The following is a 21,642-nucleotide window of genomic DNA, read 5'->3' on the forward strand; positions in this document are numbered from 1 at the left end:
TATGCCGCTTGGCCTGTGCCATCGGGCTCGGGCCATTCGGCGTGGGTCATCTGGCGTGGACCATCGGGCCAGGGACATCTGGCTCGAACCATCCAGCCCGGTCGACATGCGGGCGGCACCGCGCGATGATGCCGGCATGCCGGTACGATGGACGTCCCGGCGCAACGCAGGGTCGTGCTCTGCTATATGATGGCGCCGCATATCGAGGCGCGCCGTCACGGCGAGCCGTTAAGCATCCGAATCCTATGACCGACTTTCCCACCTTGAGCTGGCCCGACACGGACGGCCCGCGCACCGTTCGCTGGCGTTCGGAGGCGGGCGTGCCGGCGCCCAGGCGCGTGGTCGTTGCCGACGACCGCACGACGGCCGACGCCGCCTACCGTCTCGCCTGCGAAGGCACCGCGCTGTTGTGGCGCGGCGACTACCAGAACGCGCGGCAACTGCTGCAAGCCATGGCGCGCCGCGCGGAGCACAAGCCGCGCAAGCCCGCCGCCGCGCCGAAGCCGGCGGCTACGCCGCTCGAGGCGTTTCATCTGCATCGCCAGGCGCAGGCGCAGCGTGCGCGCACGCTCGGCATGGTCCTGCTCCCGCTAGAAGGCGATTACTCAATCCCGCTGCGCCGCGCACCCGATGTCAAGCTCGCGTGCGAGCAGGCGTGGGGCGCGCCTGATGGGGCGCCTTCGGCGGTGTCGCTGCGCGAAGTTCTCGGCTTGATCGGCGCCTACGAATGGCGCAAGAAGGGCGTGGAGGTTCCCGCGCTGGGCGGTGCACGGATCCACCCCTGCTACGGTGTCTTTTCGCCGGTGCGCGGCGAGTACCTCGATCTGGTGGCGCGTGTGCCGTTGCCGTCGCTGGAACGGGCTTTTGATATCGGCACCGGTTCGGGCGTGATTGCCGCGGTGCTGGCCGCGCGCGGCGTGAAGCACGTCATCGCCACCGATCAGGACGCGCGAGCGCTGGCCTGCGCGCGCGAGAACCTCGCACAACTCGGCTATGGCGAACGCGTGGAAGTGATCGAGGCCGACTTGTTCCCGGCAGGGCGCGCACCGCTCGTGGTCTGCAATCCGCCCTGGGTGCCGGCGCGGCCGGCGTCGCCCATCGAATACGCCGTGTTCGATCCGGACAGCCGCATGCTGCGCGGTTTTCTCGCCGGCTTGAAGGACCATCTGGAGCCGGGCGGCGAGGGTTGGCTGATTCTCTCCGATTTTGCGGAGCACCTTGGCTTGCGCACGCGCGAAGCGCTGATGGAGATGATCGCCCAGGCCGGTCTAGAGGTAGCCGGGCGCGAAGACATCCGGCCGCGCCATCCCAAGGCGAGCGACCCCAACGACCCGCTTCACCGGGCGCGCGCGGCGGAACTCACGTCGCTGTGGCGTCTGAAGGTGCGTGCCGGGTCGTAAAGGGGTAAAGGGGGCAGAGGGGGCAAAGCGAGAATAAAGGCAAAGCCGCCGCATGCCGATTCGGGCGGCCAAAAAAGGAGATGGCCCGGCGAGGTGCCGGGCCCGCGACTGTGGCAGGCGCTGCCGCCTGCCCGAAAAGCCGCTTCCGCGGCGCGCTTCGACGGCCCTTGGCCAGCCGGGCCAGATCAGCCAGACTAGCCTGGGTAAGCCTCATCGACCCTAAGGCCGGCGAGCTTGAAGATCACCCTGAGCGTTTGCGGCTTGATGTCTCTGCGCGCTGCCAGCGCGGACATCACGAAATCGAGCACTTTGGCGTACTTCAGCAGGATCAGGCAGCTCTCGAGATCCGCCGCGCCGTCGCGCATTTCCTCAGCAAGCCGCAGCATCTCGACTGAGATGTCGCGGGCCATTTCCAGCTCCAGTTGCTGCTTTTCCGTCCACTCGGGCACTTCTACGAGCCTGGCCAGCAGTTCCTGAAATTTTTGCTCCGCATTACCGTCCGGTATCGTGTTCATTGCATGCCCCATGCAGGGTCGCGCAGCACCGTGCGTCATCGCGCAGCGGGGTCTGCGCCGTACCTGTGTCATCGCTTCCTGTGAACCCGGAGCGACCTCCCATGCGCGCATTCCCGGTCCGTCGCCGGTGAGTCGCGCCCCAAATTGGTCCTTTCTGGACGCGGCAGCACAGCGCCGCCGCGTCTCTTTTAATCAACCCCTCCCTGCCGTCCGGACGTGGGTCAGCGATCCGGACGCTTGAGTCTTCCAGCAGTACGACATTCGGGCCGTCCCCTCTGGACTGCGGCCTCTTTGAGCTTTTTACGTAAAATGTCAGATCTGGTTGCCTCGTTCCGTCGCCTTCCGCACGTTTCGGGGTAATTGACGCCCCTTTTTAGTGCCGCCCCGATGTCAAGCAAGACTTACGAAATCCGTCCGAACCAGTCGATCGAACTCCTGAAGGAGCTCCATATCCTGACGCGCGACGGCAAGATGAACCAGGACAGCCGCCGCAAGCTCAAGCAGGTCTATCACCTGTATCAGTTCATCGAGCCGCTGCTCAATGAGCTCAAGCAGGACGGCCACGACGTGACGCTCGTCGACCACGGCGCGGGCAAGTCGTATCTTGGTTTTATCCTGTACGACCTCTTTTTCAAGGAGCTGCGGGACAAGTCGCAGATCTTCGGCATCGAGACGCGTGACGAGCTCGTGCAGCGTTCGCGCGAGCTCGCGCAGCGGCTCGGCTTTCCCGGCATGTCGTTTCTCAATCTTTCGGTGGCCGATTCAATTACGTCCGCGCAACTGCCGCCCACGGTCGATATCGTCACGGCGCTGCATGCCTGCGATACCGCCACCGATGACGCCCTGCGCTTCGCGCTCAAGAAGCACGCGCGCTACATCGTCGTGGTGCCGTGCTGTCAGGCCGAAGTGGCGGGTGTGCTGCGCCGGAACAAGGGCAAGTCGCTCGGCCAGGCGCTCACGGAAATCTGGCGCCATCCGCTGCATACGCGCGAGTTCGGCAGCCAGATCACCAATGTGCTGCGCTGCCTGCAACTGGAGGCGCACGGTTATCAGGTGAGCGTGACGGAGCTGGTGGGCTGGGAGCACTCGATGAAGAACGAGCTCATCGTCGCGCAGTACAAGAATTTGCCGCGGCGCCGGCCCACGGAGCGTCTCAACGAGATCCTCGATACGTTCGGGCTTGCCGAGCTGCGCGAGCGCTTTTTCGTCGATGGCGACGATGCAGTCGAGCCGGCCGATACTTCGAGCGCAGGCTAGGGCCTGTTATCAGCGTGAACAGGCCCTGGGCGCTCATCCGGCAGCCTTCAAGCTTGCGATGAGGCTCAGTCCTCGTCGCGCTTCGCCATCCAGGCGCGCCAGCCGTCGAGGCCGAGGCGCCGCAGCGTTTCCTGATTGTGTTCGTAGATGTCGGCGGCGTCGGGGAACGCGTCCACGGCGCGCTCGATGCTGGCCTCGCGCAGGAGATGGAGGATCGGATACGGCGCGCGGTTCGTGTAGTTCTCGATGTCCTCGGGCTCGGTGCCTTCGAACTGGTAGTCCGGATGGAAGCTCGCAATCTGCAGCGTGCCTTCGAGACGCAGCTGGCCGAGCAGCAGGTCGGCGAAATGGAGCGCGTCGTTGTAGTCGAGGAAGTCGGCGAGTGCGTGCGGGAGGATCACCAGTGTCGTGTCGAGCTGCTCCGGGTCGGCATCCGCGAGGATGCGCAGTTCGGTTTCGAGGTCGGTGAGCACGCCTTCGAGGTCGGTCGCCTCGCTGATCGCGTAACGGATCTGGCCCTTCACGTGCACGCTCTTCGCGAATGGACAGAGATTCAGGCCGATCACGGCCCGCGTGAACCAATGGCGGGTGGCGGCGAGGATTTCTGCGTGGTCGGGCTGGGCGCCCGTTGCGCGGGGAGCGGCGGTGTCGGTCATGACGGCATTTTACCGGTGGCGGCGACGGCACCCGACGCCCCACACGCTGCATCGATCAGCAGTTTCGCCATGCGCGGCGCGGCGAGAATCGGCCCGCAGCCGGGCCCGTAGGTCTGGCTGGCCGCGTAGATGCCTTCGATCAGCAACGCGAGTTCGTCGGCGAGCGCGGCGGGATTGGCCGCATTGGCGGCGCGCACGAGCTCGCTTAGCCGCGCGACCAGCTTCGACTTGTTCGCGGTCACGCTTTGCCGCGCCGGATGCGTGGCGTCCGGAAACTCGGTCGAAACGTTGACGAACGGGCAGCCACGGTAGTCAGGCGCCGACGCACGCTGTGCGAGGTCCTCGAAATACTGGACCAGTTGCCTTCTCGGATCGCCGGGATGCTTCGCGATGCTCGCCTCGAAGCGTTCGAAGAAGCGCTCGTCACAGCGCTTCAAATACGCGACCACCAGATCGTCCTTCGACGAGAACTGCCGGTAGAGGCTCATCTTGTTGACGCCCGCGCGCTCGACCACGGCTTCGACGCCCACCGCGCGCACCCCTTCCCGATAGAACAATTCGTCCGCCGCGATCAGCAGGTGCTCCTGGGCGCGCGGCCCGGCCGTCTGGGTGCGCGCGCGGCTCGTGCGGCGCGCGGCGTCGGGTGCGGCGGAGCGGGGGGAGGCGGCGTCCTCGCGTTTGGGCAGATTGGACATTTTTGGCATCTCGTCATCGGGGTTACGCTTGACATGTTACCGAGCGGTCACTACTATCGCAACACACTTGTGACCGGTCGGTAACAATTCGTGCGGTCTGCGAGCTGGCAGGGCAGAAGAAACTCAACGAAGCGGGCTCCAGATGGAGCGACAGGAGCACGGATGAACTGGGCAGCGAGAATGGTCGGCGGGCGTTTTCACTACGGATGGCTCGTCGTGGCAGTGGTGTTCCTCGTGCTGCTGGCGGCCGCCGGCACGCGCGCGACGCCGAGCGTGATGATGGTGCCGCTCGAGCATCAATTCGGCTGGAGCCGCGCGACGATCTCGCTGGCGATTTCGGTGAACATCGCGCTGTACGGGCTCATGGGGCCGTTCGCGGCGGCCGCGATGCAGCGCTTCGGCGTGCGGCCCACGCTGCTCGCGGCGCTCGCAACGATGGCGGCGGGCGTGGCGCTTTCGGCGCTGATGACGCATCCGTGGCAGATGATCCTGATCTGGGGCGTGATGGTGGGCGGCGCGACGGGTGTCGCGGCGCTCTCGCTTTCGGCGACCGTCGTCACGCGCTGGTTCACCACGCATCGCGGTCTCGCGCTGGGCATTCTCACGGCGAGCTCGGCCACGGGGCAGCTCGTGTTCCTGCCGTTCCTCGCCGCGATCGCCGAGAAGCACGGCTGGCAGTCGGTGGTGCTGGTGGTCGCGGTGGCGGCTGCTGTCGTGCTGCCGCTCGTGGTGTTCCTGTTGCCGGAGCGGCCGGCCAGCATGCAGCTGCGCCCGTACGGCGAGCCGCATGACGCGCCCATCGCACCGCCGGCGCCGCAGCAAAATCCGATCAAGCTTGCGTTCGGCGCGCTCACATCGGCCAGCCGTACGCGCGATTTCTGGCTGCTGTTCTTCAGCTTTTTCATCTGTGGCGCGAGCACGAACGGCTACGTTGGCACGCACCTGATCGCCATGTGCGGCGACTATGGCATGACGGAAGTGCAGGGCGCTTCGCTGCTCGCGACGATGGGCATCTTCGACCTCTTCGGCACGACGCTCTCGGGCTGGCTCTCCGACCGCTTCAACGCCCGCGTGCTGCTGTTCTGGTACTACGGGCTGCGCGGCCTGTCGCTCATCTATTTGCCGCACGCGTTCGGGATCGACTTCTTTGGACTGCCGATCTTCGCCGTGTTCTACGGTCTCGACTGGATCGCGACCGTGCCGCCGACCGTGCGTCTTGCCACCGACGTCTACGGCAAGGAACGCGCGCCGATCATTTTCGGCTGGGTGGTTGCGGGCCACCAGCTGGGCGCGGCGTTCGCGGCTTTCGGCGCGGGCCTGCTGCGCTCGAGCCTCGGCACGTACACGGTGGCTTCGATGATCTCGGGCGGCCTTTGCCTGATCGCCTCGTTCCTGGTGCTGCGCATCAATCGCGGGCCGCGGGCGGTCGGCGTGCAGACGGCCTGAGGCGGGGCGAAGGCGCCAGGTGCGGGCGCGATCGGCACCCTCGGGCGCCGCGTCGCAGCCCGATATGCCGAAACGTCGAAGTCGATGCGGCACTTTCGATGCTCAAGCGCGTTTCACACGGCACAGGTATCCTGTTTGCCCCGGGCAAGCGCCCGCAACCTTCCAGGACAGACAAGGCATGACGAAGCACAAACCCGCACCGACAGCCGTGCCCATCCACGAACTGATTGCTGGCCGCTGGAGCCCGCGCGCCTATTCGAGCGAGCCCGTCTCGCGCGAGGCGCTGCACGCCGTGATCGAGGCCGCGCGCTGGGCGCCGTCGGGCTACAACCTGCAGCCGTGGCGCTTCATCGTATTCGACCGCTCGGCCGATGAAGTCGCGTTCAAGCGTGCCTTCTCGACGCTCGTGCCGTTCAACCAGCAATGGAATGCGCCCGCCCCGATCCTGATCGCGGTGACGGCGCAGACGCTCAACGCGAAGGGAGAAGTCAACCGCACGGCGCAGTACGACGCCGGCGCGGCGGCCATGTCGCTGGTGCTGCAGGCCCATGCGCTGGGACTGGCCGCGCACCAGATGAGCGGCTTCGACGTGAACGCGTTCCGCAAGGAATTCGCGCTGCCGAACGATGTGGAGCCGCTCGCGTTCATTTCGATCGGCCATTACGGCGACGCTGAAAAGCTCGATCCCGTGCTGCGCGAGCGCGAGAAGGCGGAGCGCACGCGCTCGGCGGTAGGCGAGATCGCTTACGCGAACGCGTGGAAGCAGCCGTTCAAGGGCTGAGGCTTGCTGTCCGCCGCTGATCGATGAAGCAAAGGCGGACGCAAACTCGACAATAAAGGCGCTGGCAAGCGCCGCAGCAGCAATGCAACAGAAGAGAAAACGCGCGGCACGAGCCGCGCGTTTTTTCCTTGCGGGGACGCATCACCGCCCATCGGTTGCCCCGCGCCGCGCTTTCGTGATACAAAGCCGGTCCTCCCAGCCTTCCTCCTTGCGCGCGTCCGCTGCGCGTCATTGCCATGACCCCGTTTTGCGCGATCGACTTCGGTACTTCCAATTCGGCCGTGGCGCTGCCAGGCGCCGCACCGGGCGAGGCCATGCGCCTCGCGCCCGTGGAAGGCACGCACACCACGCTGCCCACCTCGGTGTTCTTCAATACCGACGAGCACACCCGCGAATTCGGCCGCGCGGCGCTCGCCTCCTATATCGATGGCTTCGACGGGCGCCTCATGCGCTCGATGAAAAGCATCCTCGGCTCGCCGCTCGCGGAAAGCACGACGGATCTCGGTGATGGCAGCGCGATCCGCTACACGGAAATCATCGCGATCTTTCTGGATCACCTGAAGCGCAGCGCCGAGCGCTGCTCGGGAGCATCGATTACGCGAGCGGTGCTGGGCCGCCCGGTGTTCTTCGTCGACGAAGATCCGCGTGCCGACCAGCTTGCGCAGGACCAGCTCGAAGCGGCCGCGCGTTCCGTGGGTTTCAAGGAGATCGAGTTCCAGTACGAGCCGATTGCGGCGGCGTTCGACTACGAGTCGCGCCTGACCGATGAGGGCCTCGTGCTCGTGGCCGACATTGGCGGCGGTACCTCGGACTTTTCTCTCGTGCGTGTCGGGCCGCAGCGCATGACGCGTCTCCAGCGCAAGGACGACGTGCTCGCCCATCATGGCGTGCACGTGGCCGGCACGGATTTCGACCGCCGCGTGGAGCTGGCGACGATCCTGCGCGAGCTCGGCTACCAGTCGCTCGATCCGGAAGGGCGCGAGGTGCCGAACCGCGTCTATTTCGATCTCGCGACCTGGCACCTCATCAACACGGTCTATACCCCCAAGCGGGCGGCCGAGCTCAAGCTCATGCGCCACCTGTATTGCGACACCGCGTACCACGACCGCCTGATGCGCGTGGTCGAGTGGCGTCTGGGCCACGCGCTGGCCGCGCACGCGGAGGAAGCGAAGATTGGCGTGTCGGCGGGCGGGGAGACGATGATCGATCTGGAGCAGGTGGAAGCCGACCTGCGCCTCGCGTTCGACGACGCGCAGCTGATCGATGCCGGCCGCGAGGAAACGCGCCGCATCGTGCAGGCTGCACGCGACACCGTTCAGGCGGCCGGCGTGGCGCCGGGCGCGGTGAACGCGCTCTACTTCACGGGCGGCTCCACGGGCCTGCTGTTCCTGACTCAGGCGCTTGCCGAGGCCTTCCCGCAGGCGCAGCCCGTGTTCGGCGACCGCCTCGCCAGCGTGGCGACGGGGCTGGGCATTCACGCTCAGCGACTGTTCGGCTGAGCCTCTGCCGTCTCTCAGCAAAACCACCAGGCGATAAAAAACCCCACCTTCGAGAAGAAGCGTGGGGTTTTTCGGTAAGCTTGCCAGTCAGGACCAGAGGTTGGTGTCCCGACGGTCAGAGCCGACGATCAGAGCGGGTACTTAGACCGGCTTGATGTTTGCGGCTTGCTTGCCCTTCGGGCCCGTGCGGACTTCGAATTGAACCTTTTGGTTCTCTTGCAGCGTCTTGAAGCCGTCAACCTTGATTTCCGAGAAGTGCGCGAACAGATCTTCGCCACCGCCGTCCGGGGTGATAAAGCCAAAGCCCTTAGCGTCATTGAACCACTTGACGGTACCGGTTTCCATATTACTTTCCTAAAAATGAATGAAGGCCGAAGCCAAAGAGGTGCACGAAAATCAAGGAAGGGGGATGGGACCAGCCGGAGTACCGTTGATGGGCGAACTACGAAAGACCTATTCACACTCGCCGCTTGAAATCCTGCTCGGACTTTATACGGCTTATTGGCAGGAAGGTCAACTAGCACCCAGGGAATCTCCATATATTTTTACAGCGGGGTCGAAACAATGTCTTACAAAGCTTGCTAAGTCGCTGTTTTTTTTGTAGTGCCAGTCAATTTTTGACGCCTTTTGATGGTGCAACCGTTAAACTACGCGCCGCGCACGAGTTGCGCCTTCGGGCGCAATCTGACCGCGCGCAGGTGCGACCGCCGTGGGAACCCCGCCCGCACAACAGACGGGGCAAGCGGAGTCGAACTGCTCTTGAAACAGGAGAAGACGTGAAAAGTTCTATTCAACGGAACATCGGCCCGTTCGCGCTGATGTTCACCGGCCTCGGGTCGATCATCGGTTCGGGCTGGCTGTTCGGCGCGTGGAAGGCGGCGAAAATTGCAGGTCCGGCGGCCATCTGCGCCTGGATCATTGGCGCCGTGGTTATTCTCGCGATTGCGCTCACCTACGCCGAGCTTGGCGCGATGTTCCCCGAATCGGGCGGCATGGTCCGTTATGCCCGCTACTCGCACGGCGCGCTCGTAGGCTTCATCAGCGCCTGGGCGAACTGGATCGCCATCGTTTCGGTGATTCCGATCGAAGCCGAGGCCTCGATCCAGTACATGAGCACCTGGCCCTATCCCTGGGCGCACGCGTTGTTCGTCGACGGGTCATTGACGCATTCAGGGCTCGGGCTCTCGGCGATTCTCGTGATCATTTACTTCATGCTCAACTATTGGGGTGTGAAGCTCTTCGCGCGTGCCAACAGCGCCATCACGATCTTCAAGTTCATCATCCCCGGTCTCACGATCGCGGGTCTGATGGCCACCGGTTTCCACCACGAGAACTTCGGCCAGTCGACCGACTTCGCGCCTTATGGCTGGTCGGCGGTCTTCACGGCTGTGGCCACCAGCGGCATCGTGTTCGCGTTCAACGGCTTCCAGAGCCCGATCAACCTCGCCGGCGAAGCGCGTAATCCGTCGAAGAGCGTGCCGTTCGCGGTGATCGGCTCGATCCTCTGCGCGCTCGTGATCTACGTGCTGCTGCAAGTGGCGTATATCGGCGCGGTCAGCCCGTCGGACGTCATGAAGGGCTGGAACACGTTCAATTTCAAGTCGCCGTTCGCCGAACTCGCGATCGCGCTGAACCTGAACTGGCTCGCGATCCTGCTCTACGTGGACGCGTTCGTGAGCCCCAGCGGCACCGGCACGACCTACATGGCCACGACCTCGCGCATGATCTACGCGATGGAGCGCAACAACACGATGCCGAAGATGTTCGGCAACGTGCACCCGTTCTACGGTGTGCCGCGCCAGGCGATGTGGTTCAACCTGCTCGTCTCGTTCATCTTCATGTTCTTCTTCCGCGGCTGGAGTTCGCTCGCGGCGGTGATCTCGGTGGCGACGGTCATCTCGTACCTCACCGGCCCGATCGCCCTGATGGCGCTCAAGCGTGCCGCGACGGATATCGAGCGTCCGCTCACCGTGCCGTTCATGAACGTCATCGCGCCGTTCGCGTTCGTATGCGCTTCGATGATCCTGTACTGGGCGAAGTGGCCGCTGACCGGCGAAATCATTCTGCTGATGGTCGTCGCGCTGCCGGTGTACTTCTACTTCCAGGGCAAGGAAGGCTGGGCCGGCTGGGGCCAGGATCTGAAGGCTGCATGGTGGCTGTGCGCCTACCTGCCGACGATGGCGGTCCTCTCGCTGATTGGCAGCAAGCAGTTCGGCGGCCACGACCTGATTCCCTACGGCTGGGACATGCTGGTGGTTGCGATCATCTCGCTCGGCTTCTACTACTGGGGCGTGAACTCGGGTTATCGCACGCCGTATCTGAAAGAGCGTGACGAGCACGACGAAGTGCTCGAAGGCATCGGCGCGCATTAAGCAGTGCACGCTGTCCGGTAGCGCGGCCCGCTGATGCGGGCCCGCCACAAACAAGGCCCGCCTGAAGCGATTCAGGCGGGCCTTGTTGCATGGTGCGTCGGGGCGTTACTGGACCGCGGTGCCGAATACGTAGTTCGTCATTGCCAGCGCGCGCTGGTAGGTGCCGAGCGACTGCACGCCTAGCGTGTAGTCGTCGTCGGCGGCGCCGAGCGCGGCGAAGACCGGCAGCAGATGCTCGTCGGTGGGATGCATGAGCACCGCGTGCGGCGCTTGGCGGCGGTAATCGAGCAGCGCGTCGATGTCGCGGGCGGCGAGGCGCGCTTCGAACCAGTCGGTGAATTCGGCCACGCGCGGATCGGCGTCTTCCGGCCGCGCCGAGAAGTCCGCGGCACGCAGGTTATGCGTGATCTGGCCCGATCCGATCACCATCACGCCTTCTTCGCGCAACTCGCGCAGTGCGCGGCCGATTGCGAAGTGGTGGGCGGCGTCGGCGCGCGGCTGGATCGAGAGCTGCGCGACGGGCACATCGGCGTCCGGGAACATCAGCAGCATCGGCACCCAGGCACCGTGGTCGAGGCCGTACGCCTCTTCGTCCACCGGGACGCCCTGCGCGCGCAGCAGCGCTGCCGCGCGCTGCGCGGTCTCGGGCGCGCCGGGCGCGGGGTACTGGATCTCGTAAAGCGCGCGCGGGAAGCCATAGAAGTCGTGGATGGTCTCGGGCTGCTCCGCCGTGCTCACGGTGGGCTTGAGCGTGTTCCAGTGCGCCGAGAGCATCAGCACTGACTTCGGACGCGGCAGGTGCTGCGCGAGCGTCGTAAAGCCGCCCGACGGCAGCGACGGATCGATCGGCAGCGTGGGCGCGCCGTGCGAGAGAAACAGGGTGGGCGTACGGGTGGTCATGATCGTGGGCGGCTTGGGCTGCGTCAGGCAGCCGGGAAGTTTCGTGTTGCGATCAATATAAGACTCTACCCGCGCGAATTAAACGGGGCATCAGTGAATTGATTGTGTCGCCGATGTTGATAATCGGCCCCGCTGCCGCGGCTCGGGCGTGGCGCGACAGTCAGTCCGCGGCGCCGCGCAGGCCGGGCCACGCCGGGGAGAGCGCCGGGCCGAGCGCGAACAGATCGAGCACGCGCGCGACCGTGTGATCGACCATCTCGTCGATGCTGGCGGGCTGGTTGTAGAACGCCGGCAGCGGCGGAAAGATCACGCCGCCCATCTCGGTCACGGCGGTCATGTTGCGCAGATGCGCGAGATTGAGCGGCGTCTCGCGCACGAGCAGCACGAGGCGGCGGCGCTCCTTGAGCGTGACGTCGGCGGCGCGGGCGATCAGGTTGTCGGAGAGGCCGTGCGCGATGCTCGCGAGCGTCTTCATCGAGCAGGGCGCGACGATCATGCCGTCGGTCGCGAACGAGCCCGAGGCAATCGTGGCGCCCACATCGCGTACCGAATGCACGACATCGGCGCGCGCGTGGAGGTCGTCTTTCGTGAGCTGCAGCTCGTGCTGGATGTTGAGCCAGCCAGCCGACGAGATCAGCAGATGAGTTTCCACGCCGCCAAGCCGCCGCAGCGTGTCGAGAATGCGTACGCCGTAAATCGCACCCGTGGCGCCCGTGATCGCGATGATCAGCCGGCGCGGAGCCGTCTGCGGATGGGAGGGCGGGGCAAAGGGTGTGGCGTTCACAAGAGACGAGGCGCGAGAAGATCGCGAAAGATGGCGTGTTTTCGGCGCGGAAGCGACTCGAAAACGCGCTGAATGAACGAGGCGAAGCAGGGGGCAAACGAAAGCGGCGGGCATGCGCCGCGCCGCTTCGCTTCGAATGGCTTTACGCCGCGGCGAACAGTTGCTGCAGTTCGCCGTTCTGGTACATCTCCATCATGATGTCCGAACCGCCGATGAATTCGCCCTTCACGTAGAGCTGCGGGATGGTCGGCCAGTTCGAGAATTCCTTGATGCCCTGGCGAACCGCGTCGTCTTCGAGCACGTTGACGGTCTTGAACTCGTCGACGCCGCAGGCTTTCAGGATTTGCACCGCGCGGCCGGAGAAACCGCACATCGGAAACTGCGCGTTCCCCTTCATGAAGAGGACGACGGCATTTTCGTCGACGATTTGCTTGATGCGCTGTTGGGTGTCCATGTCTGACCTTGGGATTGATAGATGCTGAAAACGGTGAATGCAGAGTGAAATGATAGCGGATTTCGCCTGCGCGGGCCGGCCGCACCCTGGCGGTGCGGCGGCTGCGCGGCTTCTTGCCGGCGTGCGTGCCGGGGCCGCTCGCGGCTAGCCCGCCTGGCGTGCTCCGCTGATGCGCTCGATGCCGGCCAGATCCTCCCTGGAGCCGACATCGGCGAAACCTTGTGCTTCGAGCAGCGCGCGCACGGCTGCAGCCTGATCGTAGCCGTGCTCCATCCAGAGCACGCCGCCCGGCACGAGACGCGCCGGAGCGCCGGCGACGATCGCGCGCAGGGCCGTGAGGCCGTCGGCTTCGTCGGTGAGGGCGCCGCGCGGCTCGAAGCGCAGGTCGCCCTGCGCGAGATGCGGGTCGCCGCTCGCGATATAGGGCGGATTGCTCACGATGACGTCGAAGCGCAACGCGGGATCGAGCGCGTCGTACCAGCTGGCGGCCACGAAGGTGAGCGCGCCGCCGGGGCGCCGCGCATCGAGCAGCCTGGCGGCGTTGCGCGCGGCCACGTCGAGCGCGGCCTGCGACCGGTCGACGGCCCAGACGCGCGCATCGGGCCGCGCCGAGGCGATGGCCACGGCGATGGCGCCGCTGCCCGTGCCGAGGTCGAGCACGCGCGGCTGCGGGCGGCCTTCCATGGCTGCCAGGGCAGTTTCGACGAGAAGCTCGGTTTCCGGGCGCGGAATCAGCACGTCGGGCGTGACGTCGAAGTCGAGCCCGTAGAACTCGCGCGTGCCCACGAGCTGCGCGATAGGCTCGCCCTGCGCGCGGCGTGTTTCTAGTGCGCGGTACGTGTCTATTTGCGCGGCTTCGAGCGGGCGTTCGCCACGCGTGATCAGCTCGGTGCGGCGCCAGCCCAGCACGTGCATGAGCAGGATGCGCGCCTCGAGTGCGGGCAGCGGCGAGGCGCGCAGCAGGAAATCGGCGGTGATGGCGGGCGTGCTCACGACAGGGCGGTGGCGGCGGTGCGGGCCGTGCTCAAAGCGCGCTCAATCCGCGTCGCCGAGCGAGGCCAGCTGCTCGGCCTGATGCTCGGAAACCAGCGCGCCGATCAGCTCGTCGAGATCGCCGTCCATGATCGCTTCGAGGCGATAGAGCGTCAGGTTGATGCGGTGATCGGTGAGCCGCCCTTGCGGGAAGTTGTAGGTGCGGATGCGCTCCGAGCGGTCGCCCGAGCCCACGAGGCTCTTGCGCGTGGCCGCTTCCTTCGCGTGCTGCTCCTGGTACTGCTTGTCCTTGATGCGGGCGGCGAGCACCTTCAGCGCACGGTCCTTGTTCTTGTGCTGCGAGCGGTCGTCCTGGCACTCGACCACGATGCCGGTCGGCAGGTGCGTCACGCGCACGGCCGAGTCGGTCTTGTTGATGTGCTGGCCGCCCGCGCCCGAGGCGCGGAACGTGTCGATGCGCAGGTCGGCGGGATTGATCTCGACTTCGCCGATCTCGTCGGCTTCGGGCATCACCGCCACCGTGCACGCCGAGGTATGGATGCGGCCCTGCGTTTCGGTGGCCGGCACGCGCTGCACGCGGTGGCCGCCCGATTCGAACTTGAGCTTCGAATAGGCCGCCTCGCCCGCGATGCGCACGATCACTTCCTTGTAGCCGCCCAGATCCGACTCGCTCGCCGACATCATCTCGATCTGCCAGCGGCTACGCTCCGCGTAGCGCAGGTACATGCGCAGCAAGTCGCCCGCGAACAGCGCCGACTCGTCGCCGCCCGTGCCCGCGCGGATTTCGAGGAACACGTTGCGCTCGTCGTTGGGGTCCTTGGGCAGCAGCATCATTTGCAACTCGTGCTGTAGCCGCGCCATGCGCTCGCGGGCCGCCTTCACCTCTTCTTCGGCGAAGTCGCGCATCGACACATCGGCGAGCAGCTCTTTGGCTGCCGCTTCGTCGGAGAGCGCACCGCGCCACTGCGCGTAATGCTCGACGACCGGCCCCAATTCCGCATGCTCGCGCGTGAGCTTGCGGTACTGGTCGCGGTTGGACGTCACGTCGGGACGGCTCAACAGGTCGTTCAGCTCGGCCAGGCGGGTAGTCAGCTGGTCGAGCTTCGATTGCATGCTCGTTTTCATCGGGCGGTGCGGAGCGGGCTCCGGAAAGGACTGCGGGAAAGGGGCGGCGGGCTGGGAACCCTGTCTTGCGGATGCATGCCGCGCTTGTGGCACGGCTCGCGCTGGCGGCGAGAGCCGCTAACGGTAACGGTCGGAGGAGCCTGCGGAGGCGTCCGGCGTGTTCAGGTCGTTCGAATTGTTCGAATCGTTTGATGCAGCGGCTTCGGACGATGCGTTGGATGCCGCATCGCCGCCCTTGGCGGACTGGCCATGGCGGTAGAAACCGCTCATCAGTTCGATGAGCGAATCGCGGCTCTCGCCGCTCGACGTGTTGAGCGCGTGCGTCGGGCCGTGAATCAGCTTGTTGGTGAGCGACTGCGACAGCGCTTCGAGCACAGCGGCGGGGTCGTCGCCGCGCGCCAGCAACTTGCGCGCGCGCTCGAGCTCGGCGCGGCGCAGGGCGTCGGCCTGAGTGTGCATGTGGCGGATGACCGGCACGATGCTGCGCGAGTCGAGCCACTGCATGAAGTTCGCCACGCGCGTTTCGATGATGGTCTCCGCCTGCGCCACGGCGGCCTGGCGCGAGGCGTTGCCTTCGCGCACGATCGCCCCGAGGTCGTCGACGGTGTAGAGGAACACGTCCTCGAGCTGGCCGACTTCGGCTTCGATGTCGCGCGGCACGGCGAGGTCGACCATGAAGATCGGGCGGTGACGGCGCGCCTTCACCGCGCGCTCGACGGCGCCCAGACCGATGATCGGCAGCGTGGACGCCGTGCACGACACAATGATGTCGAACTCGTGCATGCGCGTGGGCAGATCGGAGAGCGGAATCGCGTGGCCGCCGAAACGCTCGGCAACATTGCGGCCGCGCTCGGCGGTGCGGTTGGCCACCACGAGCTCGCGCGGCTGCTGCGCCGCGAAGTGCGCGGCGCACAGCTCGATCATCTCGCCCGCGCCGATGAACAGCACGCGCTGATTGGCGATCTTGTCGAAGATGCGCTGGGCGAGGCGCACGGCGGCGGCGGCCATCGAAACCGACTGCGCGCCGATCTCGGTGGTGCTGCGCACTTCCTTCGCCACCGCGAAGGTACGCTGGAACAACTGGTTCAAATAGGTGCCGAGCGCGCCGGCCTCGGTTGCCGTGCGCACCGCGGTCTTCATCTGGCCGACGATCTGCGTCTCGCCGAGCACCATCGAGTCGAGCCCCGACGCCACGCGGAACGCATGGCGCACGGCCTCGGACTGCGGCAGCGTGTAGACGTGGGGCGCGAGTTCCTCGGTGCGGATGCCGTGGTAGTGCGAGAGCCATTCCACTGCGGAATCGCGCGAGCTGTGCGCGTCGGTCGCGCAGTAGAGCTCGGTGCGGTTGCAGGTGGAGAGGATGGCGGCTTCGGGGGCGCTCAGGCTGCGCCGCCCGCCGGACCACGCGTCCTTGAACAGCGCGAGAGCAGGCTTGATCTGTTCGAGCGGAAACGCCACGCGTTCGCGCAAGGCGACGGGCGCGGTGTGGTGATTGATTCCGATCGTTAGAAGCTGCATACCGTGGGGCGATGATTTAGGCGGATATTATAACTTTTCCGCGCTTCTGACATTCGCGTCGGCAGTGTCAGCCTCCTCCTCATTTGATATAGGTAACCGCTCCAGCTGGTAGCCGTAACCATACAGCGTTGTCAGACGCCAGCCTTGCTCAGGCCCAAGCTGCAATTTGCTGCGCAGGCGCGAGGCGTGCGTGTCGAGCGTGCGCGACCGAACGTCGCGGTTCAGGTTCCAGACGGTTTCGAGAATGCGTGCCCGGGAAACGGGGCGCGATGCGTTGGTGAACAGCAGCAGCGCGAAGCGGAATTCCTTCGGCGTGAGCGTGACGGTCTGGCCCCTGAACGACACCGCATAGCGCGCCGAATCGAACAGATAATCGCCGAAGCCGTGGCGCGCGCGGTTGCGCGGACGGCGCACGCCGGCGCGGCGCAGCAGGGCGTCGATGCGCGCGAGCATTTCGGGGCCGCGCACGGGCTTGGCGATGCAGTCGTCTGCGCCGGCTTGCAGGCTCGCGACGATCTCGCTTTCGTGCGGCGAGGCCATCAGCACGATGGCGGGCAGGCCCGGCAGCAGGCGGCGCGCACGGGGGATGAGTTCGTCGCCGCCGAGGTCGCCGCACCACGAGGCGGCCATCAACAGGTCGAAGGCGTCGTCTTCGAGCGCTTCGACGAGCGGGGCTCCCTGGTGGAAATGCCGGCACGCGTGGCCGCCTGAAATGAGCAGACGCTCGATCATTTCGGCCTGGCGCGTGTCTGGTTCGACAAGTGCGATTCGCATAAGAGTGTCCAGCCGATGAGGCCGGGCGCGCTTGCCTTGCGCCATCCCGCCCCCTACACTCAACCGCTACGCGTGAAGCGCCGAGCCGACCGTTTTCCAGTAAAAATACTGTTGTAAAAGAGACTAAAGAATGCTATCCGCCGTACCGCCACAGTCCTATCGGACTCTTCCGAAAATCCTTAGGACTGAACGCTGATGGGCTGGTCTGGCATCGTCGTGCTCGGGCTCGCGATTGGCTGCGCGGGGTGGCTCTTCCATCCCCTGCGCCGGGCCTCCGGTCCCGCAGGCAAGTCGCTCGCGTTCGCCGTCGCGGCCGCGCTGGCCGGCGCCGCGCTCGCGAAGGCCGCAGGTCGCGCCACCGGACTCTTCTACGATGGCGAACTGCTCGAATGGCCCGTTTGCACGGCGCTCGCCTTTGTCTTTGTCGCTGTGTCGGTCGCGCTGCGCGCGCGTCGCTAACGAATAACCAGCCGTTCTCGCAATGGAGCGCTCCCACGAGGCGCGCCTCTTACTCTCGCAGGTGAAAACATGAACGCCCGACTTCCCGAAACGTCCACGATCCCCGAACGCATTGCCGCGCTGCGCGCCGCGATGACGAGCGCGGGCATCGACGCCACGCTGGTGCCGTCCGCCGATCCCCATCTCTCCGAGTACCTGCCGGGCCGCTGGCAGGGGCGCGAATGGCTCTCGGGCTTCACGGGCTCGGTGGGCACGCTCGTCGTGACGAAAGACTTCGCGGGTGTGTGGGTGGACAGCCGCTATTGGGTGCAGGCCGAGCGGCAGCTCGCCGGCACCGGCATCGAGCTCATGAAGATGATGGGCGGCCAGCAGAGCGCGCCGCACATCGACTGGCTCGCGCGCAACGTGCCGGCGGGTGGCACGGTCGCGGTGGACGGTGCGGTGCTTGGCGTGGCGTCGGCGCGCGCGCTGGCCGAGGCGCTCGACGCGCGCGGCGTGAAGCTGCGCACGGATCTCGACCTGCTCGACGCCGTCTGGAGCGGCCGCCCCGCGTTGCCGCTCGCGCCGGTCTACGAGCACGTCGCGCCGCACGCGGACGCGCAGCGCACGGGCAAGCTCGCTCAGGTGCGCGGCGCGATGCAGGAGAAGGGTGCGCACTGGCACTTCATTTCGACGCTCGACGACCTCGCGTGGCTTTTCAACCTGCGTGGCGCCGACGTGAACTACAACCCGGTGTTCGTCGCGCATGCGTTGATCGGGCCGGATCAGGCCACGCTCTTCGTCGCCGACGGCAAGGTGCCGGCGGACCTCGAGCAATCGCTCGCGCGTGACAACGTGCGCGTCGCGCCTTACGCGCAGGTCGCGGATGCGCTGGCGGCGCTGCCCGCGGGTGAGTCCTTGCTCGTCGATCCGCGCCGCGTGACGTTCGGGCTGCTGCAGGCGGTGTCCTCAGCCGTGAAGCTCGTGGAGGCCGTCAATCCGAGCACGTTCTTCAAGTCGCGCAAGACGGCCGCGGAAGCGGAGCACGTGCGCGCGACCATGGAGCAGGACGGCGCGGCGCTCGCCGAATTCTTCGCGTGGTTCGAGGCGGCGCAGGGCCGCGAGTCGATCACCGAGCTCACCATCGACGAAAAGCTGACGGCTGCGCGCCAGCGCCGCCCGGGCTTCGTCTCGCTCTCGTTCGGCACGATCGCGGCCTTCAACGCGAACGGTGCGATGCCGCACTACCACGCCACGCCCGAATCGCACAGCGTGATCGAAGGCAATGGCCTGCTGCTGATCGACTCGGGTGGCCAGTACCTCGACGGCACGACCGACATCACGCGCGTGGTGCCCGTGGGCACGCCGAGCGCCGAGCAAAAGCGCGACTTCACGCTCGTGCTCAAGGGCATGATGGCGCTCTCGCGTGCGCAGTTTCCGCGTGGCATCCGCTCGCCGATGCTCGACGCGATCGCGCGCGCGCCGATCTGGGAAGCGGGCGCCGACTACGGCCACGGCACGGGGCACGGCGTGGGTTATTTCCTGAACGTGCACGAAGGCCCGCAGGTCATTTCGCACTATGCGCCGGCGGAACCGTGGACAGCGATGGAAGAGGGCATGATCACCTCGGTGGAGCCGGGTATCTATCGGCCGGGCAAGTGGGGCGTGCGCATCGAAAACCTCGTGTTGAACCAGAGCGCTGTAACCACGGAATTCGGCGACTTCCTGAATTTCGAGACGCTCACGCTGTGCCCGATCGACACGCGCTGCATCGATCTGGCGCTCCTGCGCGAAGACGAACGCGAGTGGCTCAACGCGTATCACCAGACGGTGCGCGTGCGCATCGCGCCGCACGTCTCGGGCGACGCGCTGGCGTGGCTCGAAAAGCGCACGCAGCCGATCTGACGCGACGCACGCACCCGGGCCAAACCGGGTGCGATCAAGCGGGTGCAATCAAGCGGAATGCAAAGCGGAACTGGGTGCGGAACATAAGGCGGAGCGCAAAGGCATGGCGATCAAGGCGGTGGTGTTCGACTTCGGCGGGGTGCTGGTGGACTGGAGCCCCGAGTATCTCTATCGCAAGCTGATTCCCGACGATCAGGAACGCCGCTGGTTTCTCACGCATGTCTGTGCCATGGACTGGGTGGTGCGCCAGGACGGCGGCGAGCCGATCGCGGTGGGCACCGAAGAGCTGGTCGCCCGGTTCCCCGAGCACGAGGCGCTCATTCGCGCGTTCTATGAGCGCTGGCACGAGATGATCGGCGGGCTGCTCGAAGGCGGCGTGGCGACTTTCGAGCGTCTGGAAGCCGGCAACGTGCCGATCTTCGGCCTCACGAACTGGTCGGCGGAGACGTTTCCGTGGGCGTGGGAGCGCTTCGGCATTCTGAGGCGTTGCCGCGACGTCGTCGTCTCGGGGCGCGTGAAGCTCGTGAAGCCCGATCCGGCGATCTTCCACGAAATGTTCCGCCGCATCGAGGCGCAGTTGCCGGGCGTGACGCCCGGCGAGCTCGTCTTCATCGACGACAGCGCGTGCAACGCCCAGGCCGCCACGGCGCTCGGCTGGCACGGCGTGCATCACACGAGCAACGCAAGCACCGACGCGAAGCTGCGCGAGCTCGGCTTGCCGGTCTGAGGGCGCGTCTGCGCGCGCCCGTGCACCTGCTACGCGTACCCGCGCCCTTGCGCGTACCAGAGCGCACCCGCACGAGCGGGCGGCGAGCCACCTATTTCGATGCCGGCGCCGGCGCGGCCGGCTGGCCCAGCAGGTTGCGCAAAGCGTCGGCGATCCCCTTCGCGGTCTGCCCGGCGCCTTTCGCAACGCCTTCCGCGCTCACACCCAGCGCCTGTGCAAAGCCTGCGCGCAGCTCCGTCATCAGGCTTTCGTTGAGCTTGAACTTCGGGTCGCGCAAATTCCCGTCGAGGACGAAATGCAGCGTGATGTCGCCCTTGTGCGTCTTGAGCGCGGCCACGGCGGCGCGTGTCGGGATCGACAGGAAGGTGTCGACGGGGTTGGCGCTCTCCTTGAGCTGCAGGTTGTGCAGCGTGACGGCGCCCGGCGCGTGCAGGCGATAGCCCTTCACGGTCGCGCTCAGATCGAGGTCGAGCGTGCCGCCGGTCACGTCGGCCTGCGCGCCGGCCTTCTTCAGCAAATACGGATCGATCGTCCGGATATCGACGCCGCGCAGCGTCGTATGCGTTTGCGAGTCCTTGCTCGCGATCTGCACCCAGCCTTCGAAGCTGACGCGGCCCGTGTGCGTGGGGCCAACGACGCTGCCCGTGACCGAGACGTTCGTGGGTTCCGCGAGCGCGGGCAGGTGCACGTGATCGACGCTGCCTTGTGCGCGATTCACCGTCACGTGCCACGGTGGCGTGCTGATTGAGCGGTCGTAGAACTCGAACACGCCGTTTTCGAAGCCGATGTGGTCGATGACCTTTTCGCGCGGGAGCATGCTTTCGCCCGCTGCGCCGCTTGCGCCACTCGTGCCGGACCCGGGCGCGGCGCTTTGCGCCAATGCCGCGCGCAGATTCGGCAGCAGCACGATGGACCCGTTCGCACGGCGCACGACCGTCATCGTGAAGTCGTGCACGGTCACGTCGCGGATGTGCACGCGATGCGCAAGCAGCGCGCGCAGGTCGGGCGCGATCGTGATGCGCGCGGCGTGGAGCGTGTCGGCGGTGGGCCAGTTGGGTGGCGGTTTCAGGCGCACGCCGGTCAGCTCGATGGAGGTGAGGTCGAAGGCCACCTCGATGTGCGCCGCCGTGCCCACGGGTGCGAGCGCGCGCTCGACGTAGGACTTCGCCTCGCGTTGCAGCGCATAGAGCGCGCCGAATGCCGCGAGCAGCGCGAGTAGCACGACGGCGATCGCCGCGATGACCCAAGCCCTTTTACGGGGCAACATCGCCATGGGGATTCCTCGCGGTGGTGGGGACGAAAGGGCTAATGCAGTACTCACGCGGGACACCCGCAGACGCCTTCGAGCAACCGCCATGCCGCGCGCGCCGCAAAGCAGAACGGCGGCCCGCGGGCCGCCGTTC

At 66.2% G+C, this 21,642-nt stretch carries 20 protein-coding genes and 1 pseudogene; 9 read left to right on the forward strand and 12 right to left on the reverse strand.

Translation table 11 applies throughout. The annotated features are described in order from the left end of the window. The first annotated feature begins 245 nt into the window (after nt 1-245). Complete coding sequence (locus tag E1956_RS04800) at nt 246-1,400, forward strand: methyltransferase (RefSeq protein ID WP_134747624.1); 1,155 nt, start codon at nt 246-248, stop codon at nt 1,398-1,400. Nucleotides 1,401-1,594: 194 nt separating this feature from the next. On the opposite strand, the gene E1956_RS04805 is transcribed toward E1956_RS04800, so the two are convergent. After that, a complete protein-coding gene (locus E1956_RS04805; protein ID WP_028218417.1) occupies nt 1,595-1,915 on the reverse strand; it encodes a hypothetical protein in 321 nt (106 codons plus the stop codon). Nucleotides 1,916-2,302: 387 nt separating this feature from the next. Here E1956_RS04805 and E1956_RS04810 point away from each other — a divergent pair, with 387 nt between their 5' ends. Beyond that, a complete protein-coding gene (locus E1956_RS04810) occupies nt 2,303-3,172 on the forward strand; it encodes a class I SAM-dependent methyltransferase (protein WP_134747625.1) in 870 nt (289 codons plus the stop codon). A 65-nt stretch (nt 3,173-3,237) separates the two neighbouring features. Here E1956_RS04810 and E1956_RS04815 read toward each other — a convergent pair whose 3' ends face one another. Together E1956_RS04815 and E1956_RS04820 are read right to left on the reverse strand one after the other, a co-directional pair. Next, nucleotides 3,238-3,828 (reverse strand): DUF1415 domain-containing protein, encoded by a 591-nt coding sequence (locus tag E1956_RS04815; protein ID WP_134747626.1) that lies wholly within the window; start codon nt 3,826-3,828, stop codon nt 3,238-3,240. Continuing rightward, on the reverse strand, nt 3,825-4,523 hold the full coding sequence (locus E1956_RS04820; RefSeq protein ID WP_134747627.1) for a TetR/AcrR family transcriptional regulator: 699 nt from the start codon (nt 4,521-4,523) through the stop codon (nt 3,825-3,827). Before E1956_RS04820 ends, E1956_RS04815 begins: the two co-directional genes overlap by 4 nt. Nucleotides 4,524-4,685: 162 nt before the next feature. Between E1956_RS04820 and E1956_RS04825 the strand changes: the two genes are divergently transcribed. The 3 genes from E1956_RS04825 (at nt 4,686) to E1956_RS04835 (ending at nt 8,249) form a co-directional block, all read left to right on the forward strand. Then, nucleotides 4,686-5,969: an MFS transporter gene (locus E1956_RS04825; protein ID WP_134747628.1), complete on the forward strand. Its 1,284-nt coding sequence runs from the start codon at nt 4,686-4,688 to the stop codon at nt 5,967-5,969. Nucleotides 5,970-6,147: 178 nt separating this feature from the next. Then, on the forward strand, nt 6,148-6,750 hold the full coding sequence (locus E1956_RS04830) for a nitroreductase family protein (RefSeq protein WP_134747629.1): 603 nt from the start codon (nt 6,148-6,150) through the stop codon (nt 6,748-6,750). A gap of 236 nt (nt 6,751-6,986) precedes the next feature. Continuing rightward, nucleotides 6,987-8,249: an Hsp70 family protein gene (locus E1956_RS04835; protein WP_134747630.1), complete on the forward strand. Its 1,263-nt coding sequence runs from the start codon at nt 6,987-6,989 to the stop codon at nt 8,247-8,249. A 141-nt stretch (nt 8,250-8,390) separates the two neighbouring features. On the opposite strand, the gene E1956_RS04840 is transcribed toward E1956_RS04835, so the two are convergent. Next, entirely contained in the window at nt 8,391-8,594 is a 204-nt protein-coding gene (locus E1956_RS04840; RefSeq protein ID WP_027797379.1) for a cold-shock protein, read from the reverse strand. A 431-nt stretch (nt 8,595-9,025) separates the two neighbouring features. On the opposite strand from E1956_RS04840, the gene E1956_RS04845 reads away from it, so the two are divergent. After that, nucleotides 9,026-10,621 carry an APC family permease gene (locus E1956_RS04845; protein WP_134747631.1) on the forward strand — a complete coding sequence of 532 codons (1,596 nt, stop codon included), beginning with the start codon at nt 9,026-9,028 and terminating at the stop codon, nt 10,619-10,621. A 105-nt stretch (nt 10,622-10,726) separates the two neighbouring features. On the opposite strand, the gene E1956_RS04850 is transcribed toward E1956_RS04845, so the two are convergent. From E1956_RS04850 to E1956_RS04880, 7 genes and pseudogenes are all read right to left on the reverse strand, one after another. Then, nucleotides 10,727-11,521, reverse strand: coding sequence for a DODA-type extradiol aromatic ring-opening family dioxygenase (locus E1956_RS04850; RefSeq protein ID WP_134747632.1), 795 nt, complete (start codon nt 11,519-11,521; stop codon nt 10,727-10,729). A gap of 160 nt (nt 11,522-11,681) precedes the next feature. Beyond that, complete coding sequence (locus E1956_RS04855; protein WP_043285054.1) at nt 11,682-12,305, reverse strand: UbiX family flavin prenyltransferase; 624 nt, start codon at nt 12,303-12,305, stop codon at nt 11,682-11,684. A 142-nt stretch (nt 12,306-12,447) separates the two neighbouring features. Beyond that, nucleotides 12,448-12,759, reverse strand: a complete 312-nt coding sequence (gene grxD / locus E1956_RS04860) for a Grx4 family monothiol glutaredoxin (protein ID WP_134747633.1) — start codon at nt 12,757-12,759, stop codon at nt 12,448-12,450. 144 nt (nt 12,760-12,903) lie between these two features. After that, a complete protein-coding gene (gene prmC / locus E1956_RS04865; protein ID WP_232071270.1) occupies nt 12,904-13,752 on the reverse strand; it encodes a peptide chain release factor N(5)-glutamine methyltransferase in 849 nt (282 codons plus the stop codon). Nucleotides 13,753-13,794: 42 nt separating this feature from the next. After that, nucleotides 13,795-14,877, reverse strand: a complete 1,083-nt coding sequence (gene prfA, locus E1956_RS04870) for a peptide chain release factor 1 (RefSeq protein WP_134747634.1) — start codon at nt 14,875-14,877, stop codon at nt 13,795-13,797. A gap of 249 nt (nt 14,878-15,126) precedes the next feature. Next, nucleotides 15,127-16,395 (reverse strand): annotated as a pseudogene (gene hemA, locus E1956_RS04875) (glutamyl-tRNA reductase); the annotation flags it as partial. 27 nt (nt 16,396-16,422) lie between these two features. Beyond that, a complete protein-coding gene (locus E1956_RS04880; RefSeq protein ID WP_134747636.1) occupies nt 16,423-17,169 on the reverse strand; it encodes a response regulator transcription factor in 747 nt (248 codons plus the stop codon). A 195-nt stretch (nt 17,170-17,364) separates the two neighbouring features. Between E1956_RS04880 and E1956_RS04885 the strand changes: the two genes are divergently transcribed. From E1956_RS04885 to E1956_RS04895, 3 genes are all read left to right on the forward strand, one after another. After that, on the forward strand, nt 17,365-17,628 hold the full coding sequence (locus E1956_RS04885; protein ID WP_134747637.1) for a hypothetical protein: 264 nt from the start codon (nt 17,365-17,367) through the stop codon (nt 17,626-17,628). A 69-nt stretch (nt 17,629-17,697) separates the two neighbouring features. Further along, on the forward strand, nt 17,698-19,512 hold the full coding sequence (locus tag E1956_RS04890; RefSeq protein WP_134747638.1) for an aminopeptidase P family protein: 1,815 nt from the start codon (nt 17,698-17,700) through the stop codon (nt 19,510-19,512). Between the two features lie 103 nt (nt 19,513-19,615). Further along, entirely contained in the window at nt 19,616-20,239 is a 624-nt protein-coding gene (locus E1956_RS04895; RefSeq protein WP_134747639.1) for an HAD family hydrolase, read from the forward strand. A 91-nt stretch (nt 20,240-20,330) separates the two neighbouring features. On the opposite strand, the gene E1956_RS04900 is transcribed toward E1956_RS04895, so the two are convergent. Then, entirely contained in the window at nt 20,331-21,512 is a 1,182-nt protein-coding gene (locus E1956_RS04900) for a DUF748 domain-containing protein (RefSeq protein WP_134747640.1), read from the reverse strand. Between the last annotated feature and the right edge of the window lie 130 nt (nt 21,513-21,642).

This window comes from Paraburkholderia pallida (assembly GCF_004524855.1).
Classification (GTDB): Bacteria; Pseudomonadota; Gammaproteobacteria; order Burkholderiales; family Burkholderiaceae; genus Paraburkholderia; species Paraburkholderia oxyphila.